Origin of the sequence: Solimonas variicoloris DSM 15731, from assembly GCF_000382285.1 — a bacterium.
Taxonomy (GTDB): domain Bacteria; phylum Pseudomonadota; class Gammaproteobacteria; order Nevskiales; family Nevskiaceae; genus Solimonas; species Solimonas variicoloris.
The window spans coordinates 114,535-131,729 of record NZ_KB907928.1 but is presented as its reverse complement, the minus strand read 5'-3'; the positions used below and the strand labels follow the sequence as shown (position 1 = coordinate 131,729).

Below are 17,195 nucleotides of genomic sequence, written 5' to 3'. Positions count from 1 at the left end.
TTATGCCGATGTCCGACGAAGCCGTCGCCCCGCTCACGTTCCGCGATCTGGCGCTCGCCCCCGAAGTCGTTGCCGCGCTGGAGGCGGTCGGCTACGAAACGCCTTCGCCGATCCAGGCGCAGACGATCCCGCATCTGCTCGACGGCCATGACGTGCTCGGCATGGCGCAGACCGGCACCGGCAAGACCGCGGCGTTCGCGCTGCCGATCCTGTCGCGCCTCGACTGGGGCCAGCGCGCGCCGCAGGCCCTGGTGCTGGCACCGACGCGCGAGCTGGCGATCCAGGTCGCCGAAGCCTTCCAGCGCTACGCGGCGAACCTGCCGGGCTTCCATGTGCTGCCGATCTACGGTGGCCAGGCCTATGGCCCGCAGCTCGCGGCGCTGCGCCGCGGCGTGCACGTCGTCGTCGGCACGCCGGGCCGCGTGCTCGACCATCTCAAGCGCGGCACGCTGGACCTCTCGCAGGTCCGCTACCTCGTGCTCGACGAGGCCGACGAGATGCTGAAGATGGGCTTCGTCGAAGACATCGAGGCGATCCTGCAGGCGACGCCGGACTCGCGCCAGGTCGCACTGTTCTCGGCGACCATGCCGCCGCCGATCCGCCGCATCGCGCAGACCTATCTGAACGAGCCGGTCGAGGTGCGCATCGCCGCCAAGACCACGACCGCGACCAACGTGCGGCAGCGTTACTGGCTGGCGGTCGGCCTGCACAAGCTCGACGCGCTGACGCGCATCCTCGAAGCCGAGCCGTTCGACGGCATGATCATCTTCGTGCGCACCAAGGCCGAGACCGTCGAGCTCGCCGACAAGCTGGCGGCGCGCGGCTTCAGCGCCGCGGCGCTGAACGGCGACATGGAGCAGAAGGCGCGCGAGCGGGTGATCGCCAGGCTCAAGGGCGGCGAAATCGACATCGTCGTCGCCACCGACATCGCCGCACGCGGCATCGACGTCGAGCGCATCAGCCATGTCGTCAACTACGACATTCCGACCGATCCGGAATCCTACGTGCACCGCATCGGCCGCACCGGCCGCGCCGGACGCTCGGGCGAGGCGATCCTGTTCGTCGCGCCGCGCGAACGTCATCTGCTGCGCCTGATCGAGCGCACCTCGAAGCAGCCGGTGACGCCGATGGAGCTGCCGAGCGTCGAGGACGTCAACGCGCAGCGCCTCGCCAAGTTCAAGGAACGCATCGGCGAGGCACTCGGCGCCGGTGGCCTGGAACCGTTCCGTCAGCTGGTCGCCGAGTACGAACAGGAGCACGGCGTACCGGCGCTCGACATCGCCGCCGCGCTCGGCCGCCTGCTGCAGGGCGACACGCCGCTGCTGCTCAGCGCACCGGCCGGCGACAAGCCGGCGCCGCATCGCGAGGCCGCCGCGCGTGCCGACGTGAATCCTTTCGCGCACGACACCCGCCGCCGCGACACGGCACGGCCGGCGCGCGAGGACTACGCGCCCGCCGCCTTCCGCCGTCCCGAAGCCGAGGCGGCGGAAACGGCCGGGCACGGCGAACGCGCGCCGCGTTCCGAGCGCCCGGAGCGCGAGGTGCGCGAACGCCGCCCGGCGCGGCCGCCGCGCGGCGCGCCCGAAGAAGGCATGGAGACCTTCCGCATCGCGGTCGGTCACGCGCACCAGGTCAAGCCCGGCAACATCGTCGGCGCCATCGCCAACGAAGCCGGCCTCGACAGCCAGTACATCGGCCGCGTCGAGATCTTCGACGATTACAGTCTCGTCGACCTGCCGCAGGGCATGCCGAACAACATCTTCCGCGATCTGCAGAAGGCATGGGTCTGCGGTCGGCAGCTGCAGATCACGCGCGCCAGCGAGGCGCCGGCGGCCGAAGGCGGTGCCGAAGCGGCGGGCAGCCATCCGTTTGCCGGCAAGAAGGCGTCCAAGCCGCGCTTCGAGGCCGGCGAGAGCCGCGGCTTCGGCAAGAAGCCGTTCGAGAAGAAGCCCTTCCACGACGAGGGCCGCGACAGAAGGACGTTCGAGCAGCCGGGCGCCGAAAAGCCGGGCTTCGAGAAAAAGACCTTCGCTAGGAAGAGCACCGACACGCTGAGCCTCGACAGCAAGCCGTTCGCGAAGAAGAGCTACGCCAAGCCCGGCTTCGAGAAGAAGAGCTTCGGCGCGCGCAGCGAGGGGCCGCGCCCCTTCAAGTCGCGGGCCGCCGACGGCGACTCGCGTCCGGCCGGACCGCGCAAGGGTCCCGGCGGCTTCAAGAGCGGCTTCGCCGGCGGCAAGGGCAAGCCCGGCGGCAAGACCAAGCGCTACTAGGGCGCTTCGTGAGCCGCGGCCGTCGCGCGCGCACCGCGCCGCGCTGAAGCCATGCACTACGACGTCATCGTCATCGGCGGCGGCGCCGCCGGCCTGATGTGCGCGGCGACCGCCGGCCAGCGTGGCCGGCGGGTGCTGGTGATCGAGCACGCCAACCGCGTCGGCAAGAAGATCCTGATGTCCGGCGGCGGGCGCTGCAATTTCACCAATCTCGAAGTCGGCGCCCGCAACTATCTGTCGGCCAATCCGCACTTCTGCAAGTCGGCGCTGGCCCGCTACACGCCGGCGCATTTCATCGGCCTGGTCGAGCGGCACGGCATCGCCTGGCATGAGAAGGAACTCGGCCAGCTGTTCTGCGACGAGTCCTCGAAGCAGATCGTGCGCCTGCTGCTCGACGAATGCGCGGCGGCGGCGGTGCAGATCGCGGTCAACTGCAGCGTCGAACAGGTCGAGCGCGGCGCGGACGGCTTCCGCCTGCGCACCAGTGCGCTCGGCGAGCTGAGCTGCGGCTCGCTGGTGGTCGCCAGCGGCGGCCTGTCGATCCCGAGCCTGGGCGCCAGCGGCTACGGCTACCAGCTCGCGCGCCAGTTCGGGCACACGGTATTGCCGACACGCGCGGGCCTGGTGCCGCTGACGCTGTCGGGCGCGCCGCTCGACGATTTCGCGCCGCTGGCCGGCATCGCCCTGCCGGTCGAGACGCGCGCCAACGGACAGGCCTTTCGCGCCGGCCTGCTGTTCACGCATCGCGGCCTGTCCGGGCCAGCGATCCTGCAGATCTCCTCGTACTGGCAGCCGAAGGACGAACTGCGCGTCGACTGGCTGCCGAACCTCGACGCGCTCGACTACCTGAGCGAGCAGCAGCACACGCATCCGAACGCCGAACTGCGCACCGCGCTCGCCGGCATCCTGCCGTCGCGCTTCGCGCAGCGGCTTTGCGAGCGCTGGCTGCCGAGCCGGCCGCTGAAACAGTTCCGGATGCAGGAGCTGAAGGAGCTGGCGGCCCGGCTGCACGACTGGCCGATCGTCGCCAGCGGCACCGAGGGCTACCGCACCGCCGAGGTCACGCTCGGCGGTGTCGACACGCACGAGCTGTCGTCGGCGACGATGGCGTCGCGCAAGGTGCCGGACCTGTACTTCGTCGGCGAGGTCGTCGACGTCACCGGCTGGCTCGGCGGCTACAACTTCCAGTGGGCCTGGGCCTCCGGCCACGCCGCCGGCGAAGTCGTGTAGGGCCCGGCACCCGCATCCGGCCTGCCCAAACCACGGCCGGCCTTGCCTGATCCGCCGCGATTTTCCCGGCGTTCATCATCGTGCGGCATGATGCGGCCTCCCGACTTCCGCCCAAGGAGCCTTCCCATGACCGCCGCCCTCGGTTACGCCGCCCCCGCCGCCAAGAGCCCGCTCGGGCCATTCCGCTTCGAGCGCCGCACGCCCGGTCCGCACGACGTGCGCATCGAGATCGCCTACTGCGGCGTCTGCCATTCCGACCTGCATCAGGTGCGCGACGAATGGGGCCACGGCCTCTTTCCGATGGTGCCGGGCCACGAGATCGTCGGCCGCGTCGTCGAGGTCGGGGCGCACGTGCAGGGCTTCAAGGTCGGCGACCTCGCCGGCGTCGGCTGCATGGTCGACTCCTGCCGGACCTGCCCGGCCTGCGGCGAAGGCCTCGAACAGTACTGCGAGAACGGCTTCACCGGCACCTACAACGCGCTGGAGCGCGACGGCCAGACGCCGACCTACGGCGGCTATTCGAACCACATCGTCGTCGACGAGGCCTTCACGCTGCACATCTCGCCGAAGCTGGATCTTGCCGCCACCGCGCCGCTGCTGTGCGCCGGCATCACCACGTACTCGCCGCTGCGCCACTGGAAGGTCGGCCCCGGCCAGAAGGTCGGCGTCGTCGGTCTCGGCGGCCTCGGCCACATGGCGGTGAAGTTCGCGCACGCGTTCGGCGCCCACGTCGTGCTGTTCACGACCTCACCCGGCAAGGCCGAGGACGCCAAGCGCCTCGGCGCCAGCGAAGTCGTGGTGTCGAAGGACAAGGCGCAGATGAAAGCGCACGTGAAGAGCTTCGACTTCATCCTCGACACGGTCTCGGCGCCGCATGACATCAACGCCTACCTCGCGCTGCTCAAGCGCGACGGCGAGATGGCGCTGGTCGGCGTGCCGGACACGCCGCCGACGCTGCAGTTCCAGCACCTGATCTTCTCGCGCCGCAAGCTCGGCGGCTCGCTGATCGGCGGCATTCGCGAAACGCAGGAAATGCTGGATTTCTGCGCCGAACACGGCATCGTCTCCGACATCGAGCTGATTCCGATCGCCAGGATCAACGAGGCCTACGAACGCATGCTCAAGAGCGATGTGAAGTACCGCTTCGTCATCGACAACGCCACGCTCGCCGCCTGACCGGTCTGGCGCGCGGGCGGATCAGGCAGCACTGGACGATCCTCCGCGAAGCGCCGCCCGGCGAACGCTTTGCCCGCTACCACGCCCGCCGCCAGCAGCATCGCCGTGACCGCTGCCAGCGGCCGCTGCTGCTGGCGGGCGGCGGCGGGCGGATCACCGTCGGCGTGATCCTGATGCCGGCGCCCGGGCCGGGCTCGCTGATCGCCGCCGGCGAGGCGCGCACCTTCGCCGGCTTCCTCGACCGCGCCGAGCTGCGCCTGCGCGGCTGGTGCGGCTGGCGACGCTGGCGATCGAGATCCGGCACCCGGTCTCCGCCATTTGTGAGGGATTTGTAAGGCCGTCATGACGCCGGTGGCGCGCCGACGCCGCTATGATCCGCGGCATGGGCAAACCTGTCACCACACTGACGGTCGAGCAGGCCGCGTTCATCGCCGGGCCGCGCTCGATCTATGCCGCCAGCCGCGACGGCCAGATGCGGCCGACGCTGGCGCGCGCGCTCGGCGTGCGCGTCGCCGACGACCGCCGCGGGCTGCTGCTGGTCGTGCACTCCGAACAGGCCGCGCAACTCCTGGGCGATCTCGACAGCCATCCGGACCTAGCGGTCGTCATCAATGCCCCCGAGACGCACCAGACGCTGCAGCTCAAGGGCCATGCGGTGCGCGTCGCGCTGCCGCCGACCGAGACGGCGGCACTCGCCGAACGGCATTTCGAGACCTTCGCGGCGATGATCGCGCCGATGGGCTTCAGCCGGCCGCTGGTGCGAATCATCATCGGCGGCACGCCGGCGCCGCTCGCTGCGATCGCATTCGTTCCGCACACCGCTTTCGAACAGACGCCGGGGCCGCAGGCCGGCCAGCGCATTGCCGATCAGACGCCGTGAAGCCCGATCTCGACGCCGTCCGCGAATGCCTCGACAGCGCGATTCCCTGCGCGATCGCCACCATCTCGGTCGACGGCGTGCCCAACGTCACGCTCGTCTCGCACGCCGAGTATGTCGACGCCGCGCATCTGGCGCTCAGCTTCCAGTTCTTCAACAAGACCCGCGAGAACGTCCTGTGCCGGCGCGAGGCCGTGCTCTACGCGACCGACTCGCAGACCGGCGCCAGCTATCGTCTGACGCTGGACTATCTGCGCACCGAATCCGAGGGACCGCTGTTCGAGCGCATGAAGGCGCGACTCGCCGGCATCGCCTCGCACAGCAGCATGGCTGCGGTGTTCCGCCTGCGCGGCGCCGACGTCTACCGCGTGCGCGAGATCGAGGCCGTGCCCGGTCTGGCGCCGCTGCCTCGGCCCCCGGGCCGCAAGCCACTTGCCGCGCTGCGCGCCGCGTCGACCGCGATCGCGTCGTGCAACGGCGGCTTCGAGGCGCTGCTCGACGCCGCCCTCGATGCGCTCGAGCGCCACTTCGACATCCGCCATGCCTTGCTGCTGATGTTGGACGTCGGCCGCGGCCGGCTCTACGCGATCGCCAGCCGCGGCTATGCCGAGTCCGGCGTCGGCGCGGAGATCGCGCTCGGCGACGGCGTGATCGGCGTCGCCGCCGCGCACAACATCCCGATCCGCATCAATTACGCCACTTCCGAGTACAGCTACGTGCGCGCCGCCGCGCAGGGCAGCGGCCTGCCGCCGGCGCCGACCGAGATCGCCTTTCCCGGGCTCGCCGACGCCGAGAGCCAGCTCGCGGTGCCGATCGTGCACGGCGGCGAAGTGCTCGGCGCGCTCTACGCCGAGAGCCCGCAGCAGCGTCGCTTCGGCTACGACGACGAGGACGCGCTGATGGCGCTCGCCGCGCAGCTCGGGCTCGCGCTCGAACAGGCGCAGCGGGCGGCCCAGCAGGACGACGCCGAAGCGGTCGCCGACGAACGCGGCCTGGCCGCGGCACCGGCGCCGGCGTCCGCCGGCGCGCCGCTGACGGTACGCCGCTACCGCGGCGACGACAGCGTGTTCCTCGACGACGACTACCTGATCAAGGGCGTTGCCGGCGCCATCATCTGGAAGCTGCTCGGCAGCTGGCAGCGGGACGGGCGCGCCGATTTCAGCAATCGCGAGCTGCGCCTCGATCCCTCGCTGCGCCTGCCGGAAATCGCCGACAACCTCGAGGCGCGCCTCGTGCTGCTCGCCCGGCGCCTGGCCGAGCGCAGCGACTGCCTGCGCATCGAGAAGACCGGCCGCGGCCGCTTCCGCCTGCAGGTCGGCCGGCCGCTGCGCCTCATCGAAGTGGCCTGAGGAAATCTCGCCGCAGTCGCGTGGACGCCGTCTCAGGCGGCGTTAGCCTGCACGCCGAGCTGCAGCGCCGCATCGAGCTTGTTCCAGTCGGCGGCCGGCAGCAGACCGCGCGCCATCGCCAGCGTGCCTTCGAACACCGGCGCCGGCGCATGCTCGCGCATGCCGGCGAACAGCGCGACGCGCTCGTGATGCGTCAGCGACGGAATCATCCAGCGCATCGACTGCTGGTTCTCTCCCGGGGCCAGCGAACGGACCAGCGCCTGTTCGATGCCGGCGATCTCCGCGTCGCTATGGGTCGCCCACAGCACGGCGTTGTGGCGCGTCTCCTCGTCGTGCATGTGCAGGAAATTCTCGCCGACGAAGGCGGCGAGCATGCGGTACAGCGCATCGCCGGCAGCCAGGCGCGCATCGCCGTTCAGCATCTCGACGGCGGCGGCCTGCGTGCGCAGGCGCTTGATCGCCGTCTCGTGCTCGACGTGTTCGTGCGCGACCGCCATCGACGTCGTCGGCGCACGCGCTTCCATCGCCGGATGCAGGAACTGATTCTCGTGCGTCAGGTGCGCGAAGCAGAAGTCGGCGAGATCGCGAAGCTGTGCCAGCGTCTGCGCGCATTCATCGCGATCGAGCCAGTCGCAGCGCCCGACCGCCGTCAGCGTCTCGCTCATCATCGCGCGGATGGCCTTGTGGATGCGCGCGTAGATGTCGTAGCGCGCGATGGTCTGTTCACTGTGCTGCATGGTCGGTTCCCGGCTCGTGGTTGGGGCGGAGGCCTTGCTCCGGATGGCCGTCACTGTAGGCAAGCGGGAACGCCGGCGTTCTTATTTCTTGATTAAGAAAACCATAAAGAATCCTTAAGCCGGCCGCGCACTGTGACGCAGCCGGCGGTTCGCCCTCAGCGCGGCTAGACCTTGAGGTCTTCGCCGAAGTAGGCGCGCAGCTTGTCGACCTTGGGCAGCGCGATCGCGGCGATGTAGGGCTGATCCGGATGCAGCGCCGCGTAGTTCTGGTGGTAGGCCTCGGCCTCGAAGAAGGCCTGCAGCGGCTCGAGCCGGGTCACGATCTTCGCCTTGTAGATGCCGGCCGCGTCGAGCTGGGCGATGTAAGCCTCGGCGACCTGCTTCTGCTGGGCGTCGGCGTAGAAGATCGCCGAACGGTATTGCGTACCGACGTCGTTGCCCTGGCGGTTCAGCTGGGTCGGATCGTGGGCGACCGCGAAGAAGATCTTCAGCAGCTTGCCGAAGCTGGTCCGCGCCGGATCGTAGGCAATCTGCACGACTTCGGCATGGCCGGTATCGCCGCTGCAGACCGCCTTGTAGTCGGCCGTCTGCGCGCTGCCGCCGGCGTAGCCGGAGGTCACTGCCAGCACGCCGTCGAGCTCGCGATAGACCGCCTCGACGCACCAGAAGCAGCCGCCGGCCAGTACCGCAAGCTTCGGCGCGCCGCTTTCCGGCGGATCGTAGGCCGCGGCCGGAACGTCCTTGGGACTGATCTTGAGACTGCCGCCGAAAAGACTGCCGATCATTTGCCTGCTCCGAGTGCGGGGACCGGCCACACGATAGCGCCTGCGCCGGCCGGGTTCGTGAAGATGGGGACGGATATTTGCGCCACAATGATCGCAGCCGTGCCATCCCGCCCGCCGCCCGCTACGCTGTTCACCGATCCGGCCTACATCGCCGCGCTCGAGGACAGCGGCTGCGCGACACCGGAGACCGGCTGGACGCCGCGCCACGTCGAGACCGGCGCCGGCCGCGTCTGGTGCTACGAAAAGAGCCATTCCTGGGGCGAGTTCGTCTTCGACTTCGAGATCGCGCGCGTCTATCGCCAGATGGGGCTGCGCTATTACCCGAAGCAGGTCGCCTGCGTGCCGTTCACGCCGGTGCCGGGCCCGCGCCTGCTCGCCGCGGACGACGCCGGCCGGCGCGCGCTCGGCGCGACGCTGCGCGAACAGGCCGGCCGCGCCGGCTCGGGCGCGCACGTGCTGTTCCTGCCGCGCGAGGAGCTGGCGCTGCTGGCCGCCGACGGCTGGATCGGCCGCGCCCAGCCGCGCTACGTCTGGCATGCCGACGGCGCCGCCGACTTCGACACCTTTCTCGCCCGCCTGCCGGGCAAGAAGCGCAAGAACATCCGCGCCGAACGCCGCAAGCTGACGGAGCTGACGATCGAGTGGCGCAGCGGCGCCGAGCTGTCGGACACGGAATGGCCGCAGGTCTACGCGCTGTATGCCGGCACCTATGCGCAGCGCGGCCAGGAACCGTACCTCAATCTCGACTGCCTGCGCCGCTGGGCGGACGCGTTCGGCGTGCGCATGTCGTTCTGCCTCGCCCGCCACGGCCCGCGCCTGCTGGCGATGGCCTTCTTCTTCGAGGACGGCGACACGCTCTACGGCCGGCACTGGGGCGCGGCGATGCCGGTCGACGCGCTGCACTTCGAACTCTGCTACTACCAGGGCATCGAGCGCTGCCTGGCGCGCGGACTGCCGCACTTCGACGCCGGCGTGCAGGGCGAGCACAAGCTGGCGCGTGGCTTCGCCGCCGAGCTGGCCTACTCGGCGCACTGGTTCGCGCACGACGGCCTGCACGACGCGATCGGGCGCGCCTTCACCGACGAGCGGCAGCGCCTCGAACACTGGGTCGCCGCGCAGCAGGGGCAAGGCGCCTGACCGTGTGGCGACCGCCCGGCGTCCGGCGCACACTAGCCGCGTTCACCCAGCCTGGAGTTCCGTCATGCGTGCTCCCGCCCTGTTGCTGCTGCTGGTCGCCGGCACAGCGATCGCTGCCCCGCCAGCCGCTGCGCCGCCAGCCGGCAACACCACGGTCAGCTTCAAGAAACCGGACAAGTTCACCGACGCCGGCACCGAAGGCATCGGCTCGCGCACCAGTCCCCAGGTGCTGGATGCGCTGAAAGCGCATCTCGAGCAGCTCGGCGCGAAGAAGCTGCCGGCCGGCGAGACGCTGCAGATCACCATCACCGACATCGACCTCGCCGGCCGCTTCGATCCGCAGCCCGGCGGCAACGATCGCATTCGCATCATGCGCGACGTCGACTGGCCGCGCATCGACCTGCATTACACGCTGCAGCAGGACGGTCGCACGCTGGCCGACAGCGACGCCAGCCTCAGCGACATGAGCTACCTGGCGAACAGCAGCCTGCGCCGCTCGAGCGAGCCGCTGCGCTACGAGAAGGACATGCTCGACGCCTGGTTCGCGAAGACGTTCACGCGCAGGAACCCGGCGCGCTGACGGCGGCGTCAGTAGTGCGGCGGAATCTCGTCCGCCGCCGAACCCTTGTCGATGTCCTGGCCGAGGCGCACGACGCGGTCCAGCAGCTGGCGACCCAGCGTCTCCAGCTCGGTGATGCGCTGCTGCTGCGCGACCACCACCGCGTTGAGATCGTGCAGCAGCGCCTCCTGATAAGTCAGGCGGGTCTCGAGATCGATCAGCCGGTCGTCGTTCATCGGTGCGTACTCATGGCGGCCGCGGCATTGTCGCATCGCGGCGGCACGCGTGCGCACCGCGGCGCGTGATGCTTCGCTACCATGCGCGCGGGGTCTGGGATCGGTCGTCATCCAAGAGGAATCGAATCCGTGTCACACGCACTGAAGGTCTCGCCCTATCGGGCAGTCTCCGCCGGGCCTCCTACAACACCGCCGCGCTGCGCGCCTGCCAGGCGCTGGCCCCGGAAGACATGCAGATCGACATCGGCAGCATCGCCGACGTCCCGCTCTATGATGCCGACCGCCAGGCTGAGGGTTATCCCGAAGCGGTGCTGCGGCTGGCGCGGCAGATCGCGGAAGCCGACGCTCTGCTGTTCGCGATGCCGGAGTACAACTACTCGGTGCCCGGCACGCTGAAGAACGCGATCGACTGGGTATCGCGCTTGCAGCCGAATCCGTTCGCCGGCAAGCCGGCGGCGATCATCGGCGCCAGTTCCGGGATGCTCGGCACGGCACGTGCGCAATATCACCTGCGGCAGATCGGCGTGTATCTGGATCTGCGCTTTCTCAACAAGCCGGAGGTGATGATCGGCCACGCGCCGGAGCGCTTTGACGCGAGCGGCCAGCTCGTGCACGAACCGACCCGCGAGCTGCTCGGCAAGTTCCTGCTCGCGCTGCGCGAGTGGGCGCTCTGGCATCGTCGCTGACGCGCGCATTGACACGAAGAACCATGGAGGAGTCCCGATGAGAACGAAGATGACAACCCTGCTCGCCGCCGCCGGCGCCCTGACGTTCGCTGCGCTGAGCATGCCGGTGGCGGCACGCAGCGTGGAGAAGATCGTCGACTACAAGATCGGCGATGGCGAGTATCGCGGCTACGTCTATTACGACGACGCCGTGAAGCAGCCGCTGCCGCTCGTCGTGATGGTGCCGAACTGGCTCGGCACGAACGCCGACAACCGCGAGCAGGCGCGCGAAATCGCCGCGCGCGACTACGTCGTGTTCGTCGCCGACATGTACGGCCGCGACCGCCAGCCGGCCGACGCCGCGGCCGCCGGCCAGGCGGTGCGTGCGCTGTACAGCGATCGCCCCGAGTTGCGCCGCCGCGCCAAGGCCGCGAAAGACGAGGCCGTCCGCTACGCCGGCGAGGCGCGGATCGCCGATACCAGCAAGGTCGCCATCATCGGCTTCTGCTTCGGCGGCGGCACGGCGCTGGAACTGGCCCGTACCGGCGAACCGCTGGCAGCGACGGTGTCGTTCCACGGCAACCTCGCGATCGCGGCACCGGACCGGAACCTGAAGTTCCGCACCCGCATCCTGGCGCTGCATGGCGACGCCGATCCCTATGTGCCGGCCGATCAGATCGAACCGTTCCTCGTCGAAATGCGCAGCAGCGGCGTCGACTGGGAGCTGGTGCACTTCGGCGGCGCCGTGCATTCGTTCACCGACAAGAAAGCCAATCAGCCGGGCCAGTCGATGTACGACGCCAAGACCGCGCGCCGCGCCTTCGCGCTGATGCGCGACTTCCTGGCCGAAGCCTTCGCGGCCGGCGTCCCGGGCTGACAGACGCTGCGGCGGCAAGCGCCGCGCCCGCAACGACGAAGGCCGGTCATCCGACCGGCCTTCGCTGGACGGCGGCCGCGCTTACCAGACGTACGTCAGCATCAGCGCCATCACCAGCGGATCGACGTCGATCTGCGTGGTGCTGTGCGACAGGCGCGTGCCGTCGCCGGCATAGATGTCGATCGTCGATTCGGTCTTGAACGCCACGTACGAAGCCGAAGCGGACAGCCCCCATTGCCGGCTGAGTGCGTACGACAGGCCGGCGTTGACGATCGGCCCCCAGCCCGGCGACGAATCGGCCTCCACATAGGTGTCGCCGGGCGGCTTGCCGTTGGCCACCGCCAGCGCGCGACCGAAGGTGTTGTTCAGATCATCGTAGAAACCCTTGCCGAGCTCGACGTTGGTGAACCACGTGTACGTCACGCCAAGGCCGAGATAAGGCCGCCAGCGCGCCTCGGCGCGGCCGAAGTGGTATTGCAGCAGCAGCACCGGACTCCATTGGCGCGACGAGGCGATCGGATTGTGCGCGCCGAGATCGACCCTCAGCGCGTCGATGTTCCGGTTCGGCTGCACGACACCCTCGCCGTGCAGATCGAACGTCGGCGGAATGCCGCCCTCGATCTTCACGGCCCAATGATCGGTGGCGAAATAGGTGCTCGCCAGCAGGAGCGTATCGGCATCGTTGATGGACGCCGCGGTGCCGGGCGAATCGAAGCTGTCGGGAATGCCGATCAGCGCACCGAGCCCCGGCTTGAGGTCGGTATGCAGCGGCTTGCTGCTGTCGAGCGTCTGCCCATGAATCCAGCCAGCCTGCAGGACGACCGAGCCGGCTTGCTGTGCCAGTGCCGGTAGGGAAAACGGGCACAGCGCAAGCAGCAGCAGAGCGCCTCTCATGTTTGCGAACTCCGTCGTCGTCGGCCGGCGCTGCATGGCGCCGGCGTGCTCTTGGGGAAAGCGCGCGACTCTACGCCGCCGCGCGGACGAAGTAACTAGTGCACGCACCGCAGCACCGTCGATGCGCGCCGCCCCAACGCGCAAGCGCACGCCAGCGGCGCGCCCGCCGGAGCGCGCCATCTCGGGCGATATTCAGAAGCGGTTCATCGCCTGCCCGTAGATTGCAAGGCGTCCGAGGAGGACAGGAGCATCGACCATGAACATCAAGACGAAAATGACCGCCTTCGTGGCTGCCGGCCTGCTGACCGCAGCCGTGGCGCCGCTGCCGGCACTGGCGCATACGGACGTATCCCTCAGCATCGGCCTCGGCCTGCCGCCGCCGGTCTACGTCGCGCCGGCCCCGGTTTATTACGCCCCGCCGCCGCGCTATTACGCGCCGGCCCCGGTCGCGTACTACCCGGCGCCGTATTACTACGAGCGGCGTGTCGTCTACGTCGACCGCGGCCCGCGCGGCTACGGTCCTCCGCCGCATGGCCGGGACCATCACCGCCACCATCACTAGACGGCGACGGACTTCATGCAAAAAGCCGGGCAATGCCCGGCTTTTTGTTGCGCGTGGATGCCGTCTGCCGCCGTTCGCGAATCTTCGGGGCCCAACGGACAACGCCGCCCGAGGGCGGCGTTGTCGGCACAAACCAGCAAAAGCCTGGCGGCTTTTACTTGATCTTGGCTTCCTTGAACGCGACGTGCTTGCGCGCGACCGGATCGTACTTCTTGAACTCGAACTTGTCCGGCGTGTTCTTGCGGTTCTTCGTCGTCGTATAGAAATAACCGGTATCGGCAGTCGACACCAGCTTGATCTTCTCGACGTCTTTCTTCTTGGCCATGATCTAGCTCCCGGTCTCTTTAGACCTTTTCGCCGCGCGCGCGCAGCTCGGCGACGACGGTGTCGACGCCCTTCTTGTCGATGATGCGCATGCCCTGCGCGGAAACACGCAGAGACACGAAGCGCTTCTCCGACTCCAGCCAGAAGCGATGCGTGTGCAGGTTCGGCTCGAACCGGCGACGGCGCTTGTTGTTGGCGTGCGAGACGGTGTTACCGACCATCGGACGCTTGCCGGTGACCTGACAGACTTTCGACATGACACAAAACCCTTAGGGACAGTGCGACGCGGCCCAAGGGCCACGAAAAGGGGCGCAATTGTGCCAGCCGAACTCGGCCAGAGCAAGAGGCGCGGACACCCCACGTTCGAGGACTGCCGTGATCCCGCGCAAGGACGACAGACTCGGCCGCAAAGGATACTCCGCCGATGTCCGAATCGCTTCCGCCCAGAATCCGTTTGCTGCAGGCCGCGCGCCGTCTCGCCAGCGAGGGCGGCGCGGCGCTCGACGCTGCACGCATCGCCCAGGCGGCGCAGATGCCGCCAGACGCCGTCGACGCGCATTTCGGCGGATGCGTCGCCCTGCAGTGTGAACTGCTTGCCCGGCTGTACGACGAGGTACGCGATCTCGTCGCCAAGCTGACGCTGAACATGCCGGCCGGCCGCGTGCGCCTGCAGCTGGCGATCGACACCTACCTGCAGGCCCTGCTCGATCGACCGGCACTCGCCACCCTCGCCCGTCGGCTGCGCTTCCATCCGCAAGGCGCCGCCATCATCCGCCAGCGCGTCACCGGCTTCAGCCTGATGTTCCAGCTGGAGCTGAACGCCGTCGGCTGGCCGTTCGCGCCGCAAACCGCGCGGCTGTGCACGGCCGCGCTGATCGAGACGGCGGCCGCCGAAGCCGCGGCCGGTCGGCGCCTGCCGGAGCTGCGCGCCGCGCTGCTCGGCTATTTCGATCAGGTGCGCGCGGCATGACGCATCAGCTTCGCTCGCGCTTGCTCGCCGTGGCGCCACAGCTGGCCGAGCGTGTCCCGTACAGCGCGCTTTCCGTCGAACGCGTCTGCACGGCCGGCGGCGTCACGCCGGGCGCTTTTCTCCTGGCGTTCGACGATCTGTCCGCCTATGTCGAGGCCCTGCATAACCACTTTCTCGAGCAGATGCGGCAGCGGCTGATCAAAGTCACCGAAGGCACCGCGCCGGGGCTGCGGCGGATCATGCTCGCCTCGGAAACCTACCTCGGCTACAACCTCGAGAACGCCGCCTTGCGCCACTGGTTGCTGGCCGCCTACGGGCAGCCTAGCGTGCTGCAGGCGATCCGGCAGCAGACGCAGATCTACGGCCTGCTGCTGGCCGCCGAAATGCGCGCGGCCGGCCGCGCGCACGCCGACGCGCTGGCGCGTCTCTATCTGGCGATGCTCAACGAGGTCGCCAGCATCGAGTTGCGCGCCGGCGGACGCCAGAACGCGTACCGCGATGCGCTCTGGCATTTCCTCGACCACGCCGGCGCGCCGACGCCGCTCGCATCGCGCCTGACCACCCGCTGACGCGCGCTCGCGCGGACCACGTCGCCGGCGAACGCCGCTACAATCGCCCGACAGAAGGGCCGCCGCGCCGCGATTTCCCCCGCCGCCCCGCGCCGCCCTCGGAGCCGTTCACCCTCGACGGGCCATACGACCATCCGGATCCGCCGGACCCGTGCCTGTTCATGCCGGCGCGTCCGCAGGCGCCCTAGGCTGGCGGTCGTCCGCCGGTGGATCGCTCCGCAAACGGTTTTCGCAACTTGCAGGAGTGCAGATGTCTCTCAAGAACCCGGTCGAGATGCTGGTGCAATGGGCCAAGGAGCAGCCGAACAAGGCCTGGCTCTACCAGCCGGTCGACGGCATCTGGAAGAAGTACACCTTCGCCGAATGCGAAGCGCAGGTTCGCGGCATGGCGACCGCGCTGCGCAAGCTCGGCCTGCCGCCGGGCTCGCGCATCGCCATTTCCGGGCGCAACACCGCGCACTGGTTCCTCGCCGATCTGGCGATCGCGATGGCCGGCTACATCAGCGTCGGCCTCTATCCGAAGCAGGCCAGCGACGCCGTCAAGTACATCCTCAACCACGCCGAGGCCAAGGCCATCTTCATCGGCCCGATGCCGGATGCCGACGAGTTCATGCAGGCGCTGCCGGAAGGCATCGTCAAGATCGGCTTCCCGTACGCCGGCGTGTCCGGCTGCGACCACCTCTGGGACGATCTGGTGCGGGCATCCGAGCCGTTCGCCGGCTATCAGCCGCCGGCGCTCGACGCGATCCACACGCTCGTCTATACCTCCGGCACCACCGGCAATCCGAAGGGCGTCATCATCACGATGGGCAACGTCCTGTTCGCGGCCGAAGGCATGCTCAAGTCGATGCCGGCCAAGGGCCAGGAACGCTTCTTCTCGTACCTGCCGCTCGCGCACGCCTTCGAGCGCGGTGCCGTCGAGCTCGGCTCGATCTATTACGGGGCCGAGGTGTTCTTCCTCGAGAACCTCGAGAAACTCGCCGAGCAGCTGCCGGAAGTCGCGCCGACGCGCTTCTTCGGCGTACCGCTGGTCTACGGCCGTTTCCAGGCCGGCATCCTCAAGAAGCTGCCGCAGAAGAAGCTCGACGTCCTGCTGAAGATCCCGGTCCTCTCGTCGCTGATCAAGAAGAAGATCAAGACCGGCATCGGCCTGCAGAACGCGCGCTACCTGATCGTCGGCGCCGCGCCGATGCCGATTCCGCTGATGCAGTGGCTCGACAAGCTCGGCATCACCGTGCTGCAGGGCTACGGCATGACCGAGAACAACATCTACGCGACGGTGAACCTGCCGGGCGCCAATCGCTGGGGCTCGGTCGGCCGCGCGCAGCCGGGCGCCGACATGCGCATCGGCGATGACGGCGAAATCCAGTTCAAGCACGCCGCCGTCACGCCGGGCTACTACAAGGATCCGGAGAAGACCGCCGAGCTGTTCACCGCCGATGGCTGGCTGCGCACCGGCGACAAGGGTCGCGTCGACGAGGACGGCTATCTCTACATCACCGGCCGCGTGAAGGACATCTTCAAGACGCTGAAGGGCAAGTACGTGGCGCCGGCGCCGATCGAGGGCGCGCTGTCGCGCGACACCGACATCGACCAGCTGTGCTTCGTCGGCGCCGGACTCAAGCAGCCGATCATGATCGTGACGCTGACCGCCGAGGCGCTGAAGAGATCGCGCGCCGAGGTCGAGGCCGGCCTGATCGCGGAAATGGAAGCCGTCAACGCCACGCTCGAAAACCACGAGGAAATCGCCAAGATCGTCGTCACCAAGGACGCCTGGACGATCGACAACAACATGATGACGCCGACGATGAAGGTCAAGCGCAACGAGGTCGAGAAGCGCTATGCGGCCTTGCTCGAAAAGTGCGCGGGCGACCGCGACACGAAGGTCGTCTGGGAAGACTGAAAACCTGCACAGTGCCGGCCGCTCGTGCCGGCATGCGCGTTTCGGCCCTCGCCTCCGCGAGGGCTTTTTTATGCG

At 68.8% G+C, this 17,195-nt stretch carries 19 protein-coding genes; 13 read left to right on the top strand and 6 right to left on the bottom strand.

The window, feature by feature from the left end; all coding sequences use genetic code 11:
- Positions 1 to 8: 8 nt before the first annotated feature.
- From H149_RS20075 to H149_RS0106860, 5 genes are all read left to right on the top strand, one after another.
- The gene (locus H149_RS20075) at positions 9 to 2,270 is read left to right on the top strand and encodes a DEAD/DEAH box helicase (RefSeq protein ID WP_083930874.1); all 2,262 of its coding nucleotides are present in this window, start codon (positions 9 to 11) and stop codon (positions 2,268 to 2,270) included.
- A gap of 51 nt (positions 2,271 to 2,321) precedes the next feature.
- A complete protein-coding gene (locus tag H149_RS0106875; protein ID WP_020649009.1) occupies positions 2,322 to 3,500 on the top strand; it encodes a BaiN/RdsA family NAD(P)/FAD-dependent oxidoreductase in 1,179 nt (392 codons plus the stop codon).
- Positions 3,501 to 3,626: 126 nt separating this feature from the next.
- Positions 3,627 to 4,676 (top strand): NAD(P)-dependent alcohol dehydrogenase, encoded by a 1,050-nt coding sequence (locus H149_RS0106870; RefSeq protein ID WP_020649008.1) that lies wholly within the window; start codon positions 3,627 to 3,629, stop codon positions 4,674 to 4,676.
- A gap of 382 nt (positions 4,677 to 5,058) precedes the next feature.
- Positions 5,059 to 5,556, top strand: a complete 498-nt coding sequence (locus H149_RS20070) for a hypothetical protein (RefSeq protein WP_039748394.1) — start codon at positions 5,059 to 5,061, stop codon at positions 5,554 to 5,556.
- Positions 5,553 to 6,902 (top strand): GAF domain-containing protein, encoded by a 1,350-nt coding sequence (locus H149_RS0106860; protein ID WP_020649006.1) that lies wholly within the window; start codon positions 5,553 to 5,555, stop codon positions 6,900 to 6,902. The genes H149_RS20070 and H149_RS0106860 overlap by 4 nt, the downstream gene beginning before the upstream one ends.
- A 32-nt stretch (positions 6,903 to 6,934) precedes the next feature.
- On the opposite strand, the gene H149_RS0106855 is transcribed toward H149_RS0106860, so the two are convergent.
- Together H149_RS0106855 and msrA are read right to left on the bottom strand one after the other, a co-directional pair.
- Positions 6,935 to 7,639: a hemerythrin domain-containing protein gene (locus tag H149_RS0106855; protein WP_020649005.1), complete on the bottom strand. Its 705-nt coding sequence runs from the start codon at positions 7,637 to 7,639 to the stop codon at positions 6,935 to 6,937.
- Between the two features lie 164 nt (positions 7,640 to 7,803).
- Entirely contained in the window at positions 7,804 to 8,424 is a 621-nt protein-coding gene (msrA, locus tag H149_RS0106850; RefSeq protein ID WP_020649004.1) for a peptide-methionine (S)-S-oxide reductase MsrA, read from the bottom strand.
- Between the two features lie 99 nt (positions 8,425 to 8,523).
- On the opposite strand from msrA, the gene H149_RS20065 reads away from it, so the two are divergent.
- Together H149_RS20065 and H149_RS0106840 are read left to right on the top strand one after the other, a co-directional pair.
- Entirely contained in the window at positions 8,524 to 9,561 is a 1,038-nt protein-coding gene (locus tag H149_RS20065) for a GNAT family N-acetyltransferase (protein WP_169518320.1), read from the top strand.
- A 64-nt stretch (positions 9,562 to 9,625) separates the two neighbouring features.
- A complete protein-coding gene (locus H149_RS0106840; RefSeq protein ID WP_026352940.1) occupies positions 9,626 to 10,141 on the top strand; it encodes a DUF3016 domain-containing protein in 516 nt (171 codons plus the stop codon).
- 8 nt (positions 10,142 to 10,149) lie between these two features.
- Here H149_RS0106840 and H149_RS0106835 read toward each other — a convergent pair whose 3' ends face one another.
- Positions 10,150 to 10,356 carry a SlyX family protein gene (locus H149_RS0106835; RefSeq protein WP_020649001.1) on the bottom strand — a complete coding sequence of 69 codons (207 nt, stop codon included), beginning with the start codon at positions 10,354 to 10,356 and terminating at the stop codon, positions 10,150 to 10,152.
- Between the two features lie 125 nt (positions 10,357 to 10,481).
- On the opposite strand from H149_RS0106835, the gene H149_RS0106830 reads away from it, so the two are divergent.
- Entirely contained in the window at positions 10,482 to 11,042 is a 561-nt protein-coding gene (locus tag H149_RS0106830) for an NADPH-dependent FMN reductase (protein ID WP_026352939.1), read from the top strand.
- Between the two features lie 37 nt (positions 11,043 to 11,079).
- Complete coding sequence (locus H149_RS0106825; RefSeq protein ID WP_051101813.1) at positions 11,080 to 11,898, top strand: dienelactone hydrolase family protein; 819 nt, start codon at positions 11,080 to 11,082, stop codon at positions 11,896 to 11,898.
- An 81-nt stretch (positions 11,899 to 11,979) separates the two neighbouring features.
- On the opposite strand, the gene H149_RS0106820 is transcribed toward H149_RS0106825, so the two are convergent.
- Complete coding sequence (locus H149_RS0106820; protein ID WP_026352938.1) at positions 11,980 to 12,792, bottom strand: OmpW/AlkL family protein; 813 nt, start codon at positions 12,790 to 12,792, stop codon at positions 11,980 to 11,982.
- A gap of 256 nt (positions 12,793 to 13,048) precedes the next feature.
- Here H149_RS0106820 and H149_RS20060 point away from each other — a divergent pair, with 256 nt between their 5' ends.
- Positions 13,049 to 13,354: a hypothetical protein gene (locus H149_RS20060; protein ID WP_020648997.1), complete on the top strand. Its 306-nt coding sequence runs from the start codon at positions 13,049 to 13,051 to the stop codon at positions 13,352 to 13,354.
- Between the two features lie 154 nt (positions 13,355 to 13,508).
- Here H149_RS20060 and rpmG read toward each other — a convergent pair whose 3' ends face one another.
- Both rpmG and rpmB read right to left on the bottom strand, forming a co-directional pair.
- Positions 13,509 to 13,679, bottom strand: a complete 171-nt coding sequence (gene rpmG / locus H149_RS0106810; protein WP_020648996.1) for a 50S ribosomal protein L33 — start codon at positions 13,677 to 13,679, stop codon at positions 13,509 to 13,511.
- A gap of 19 nt (positions 13,680 to 13,698) precedes the next feature.
- Complete coding sequence (gene rpmB / locus H149_RS0106805) at positions 13,699 to 13,935, bottom strand: 50S ribosomal protein L28 (RefSeq protein WP_020648995.1); 237 nt, start codon at positions 13,933 to 13,935, stop codon at positions 13,699 to 13,701.
- Positions 13,936 to 14,102: 167 nt separating this feature from the next.
- Between rpmB and H149_RS0106800 the strand changes: the two genes are divergently transcribed.
- The 3 genes from H149_RS0106800 to H149_RS0106790 all read left to right on the top strand — a co-directional run bounded on the left by H149_RS0106800 (position 14,103) and on the right by H149_RS0106790 (position 17,120).
- A complete protein-coding gene (locus tag H149_RS0106800) occupies positions 14,103 to 14,648 on the top strand; it encodes a hypothetical protein (RefSeq protein ID WP_154654673.1) in 546 nt (181 codons plus the stop codon).
- Positions 14,645 to 15,217 carry a TetR/AcrR family transcriptional regulator gene (locus H149_RS20055; RefSeq protein WP_020648993.1) on the top strand — a complete coding sequence of 191 codons (573 nt, stop codon included), beginning with the start codon at positions 14,645 to 14,647 and terminating at the stop codon, positions 15,215 to 15,217. The genes H149_RS0106800 and H149_RS20055 overlap by 4 nt, the downstream gene beginning before the upstream one ends.
- Positions 15,218 to 15,467: 250 nt before the next feature.
- Positions 15,468 to 17,120, top strand: coding sequence for an AMP-binding protein (locus H149_RS0106790; protein ID WP_020648992.1), 1,653 nt, complete (start codon positions 15,468 to 15,470; stop codon positions 17,118 to 17,120).
- The last annotated feature ends 75 nt before the right edge of the window (positions 17,121 to 17,195 follow it).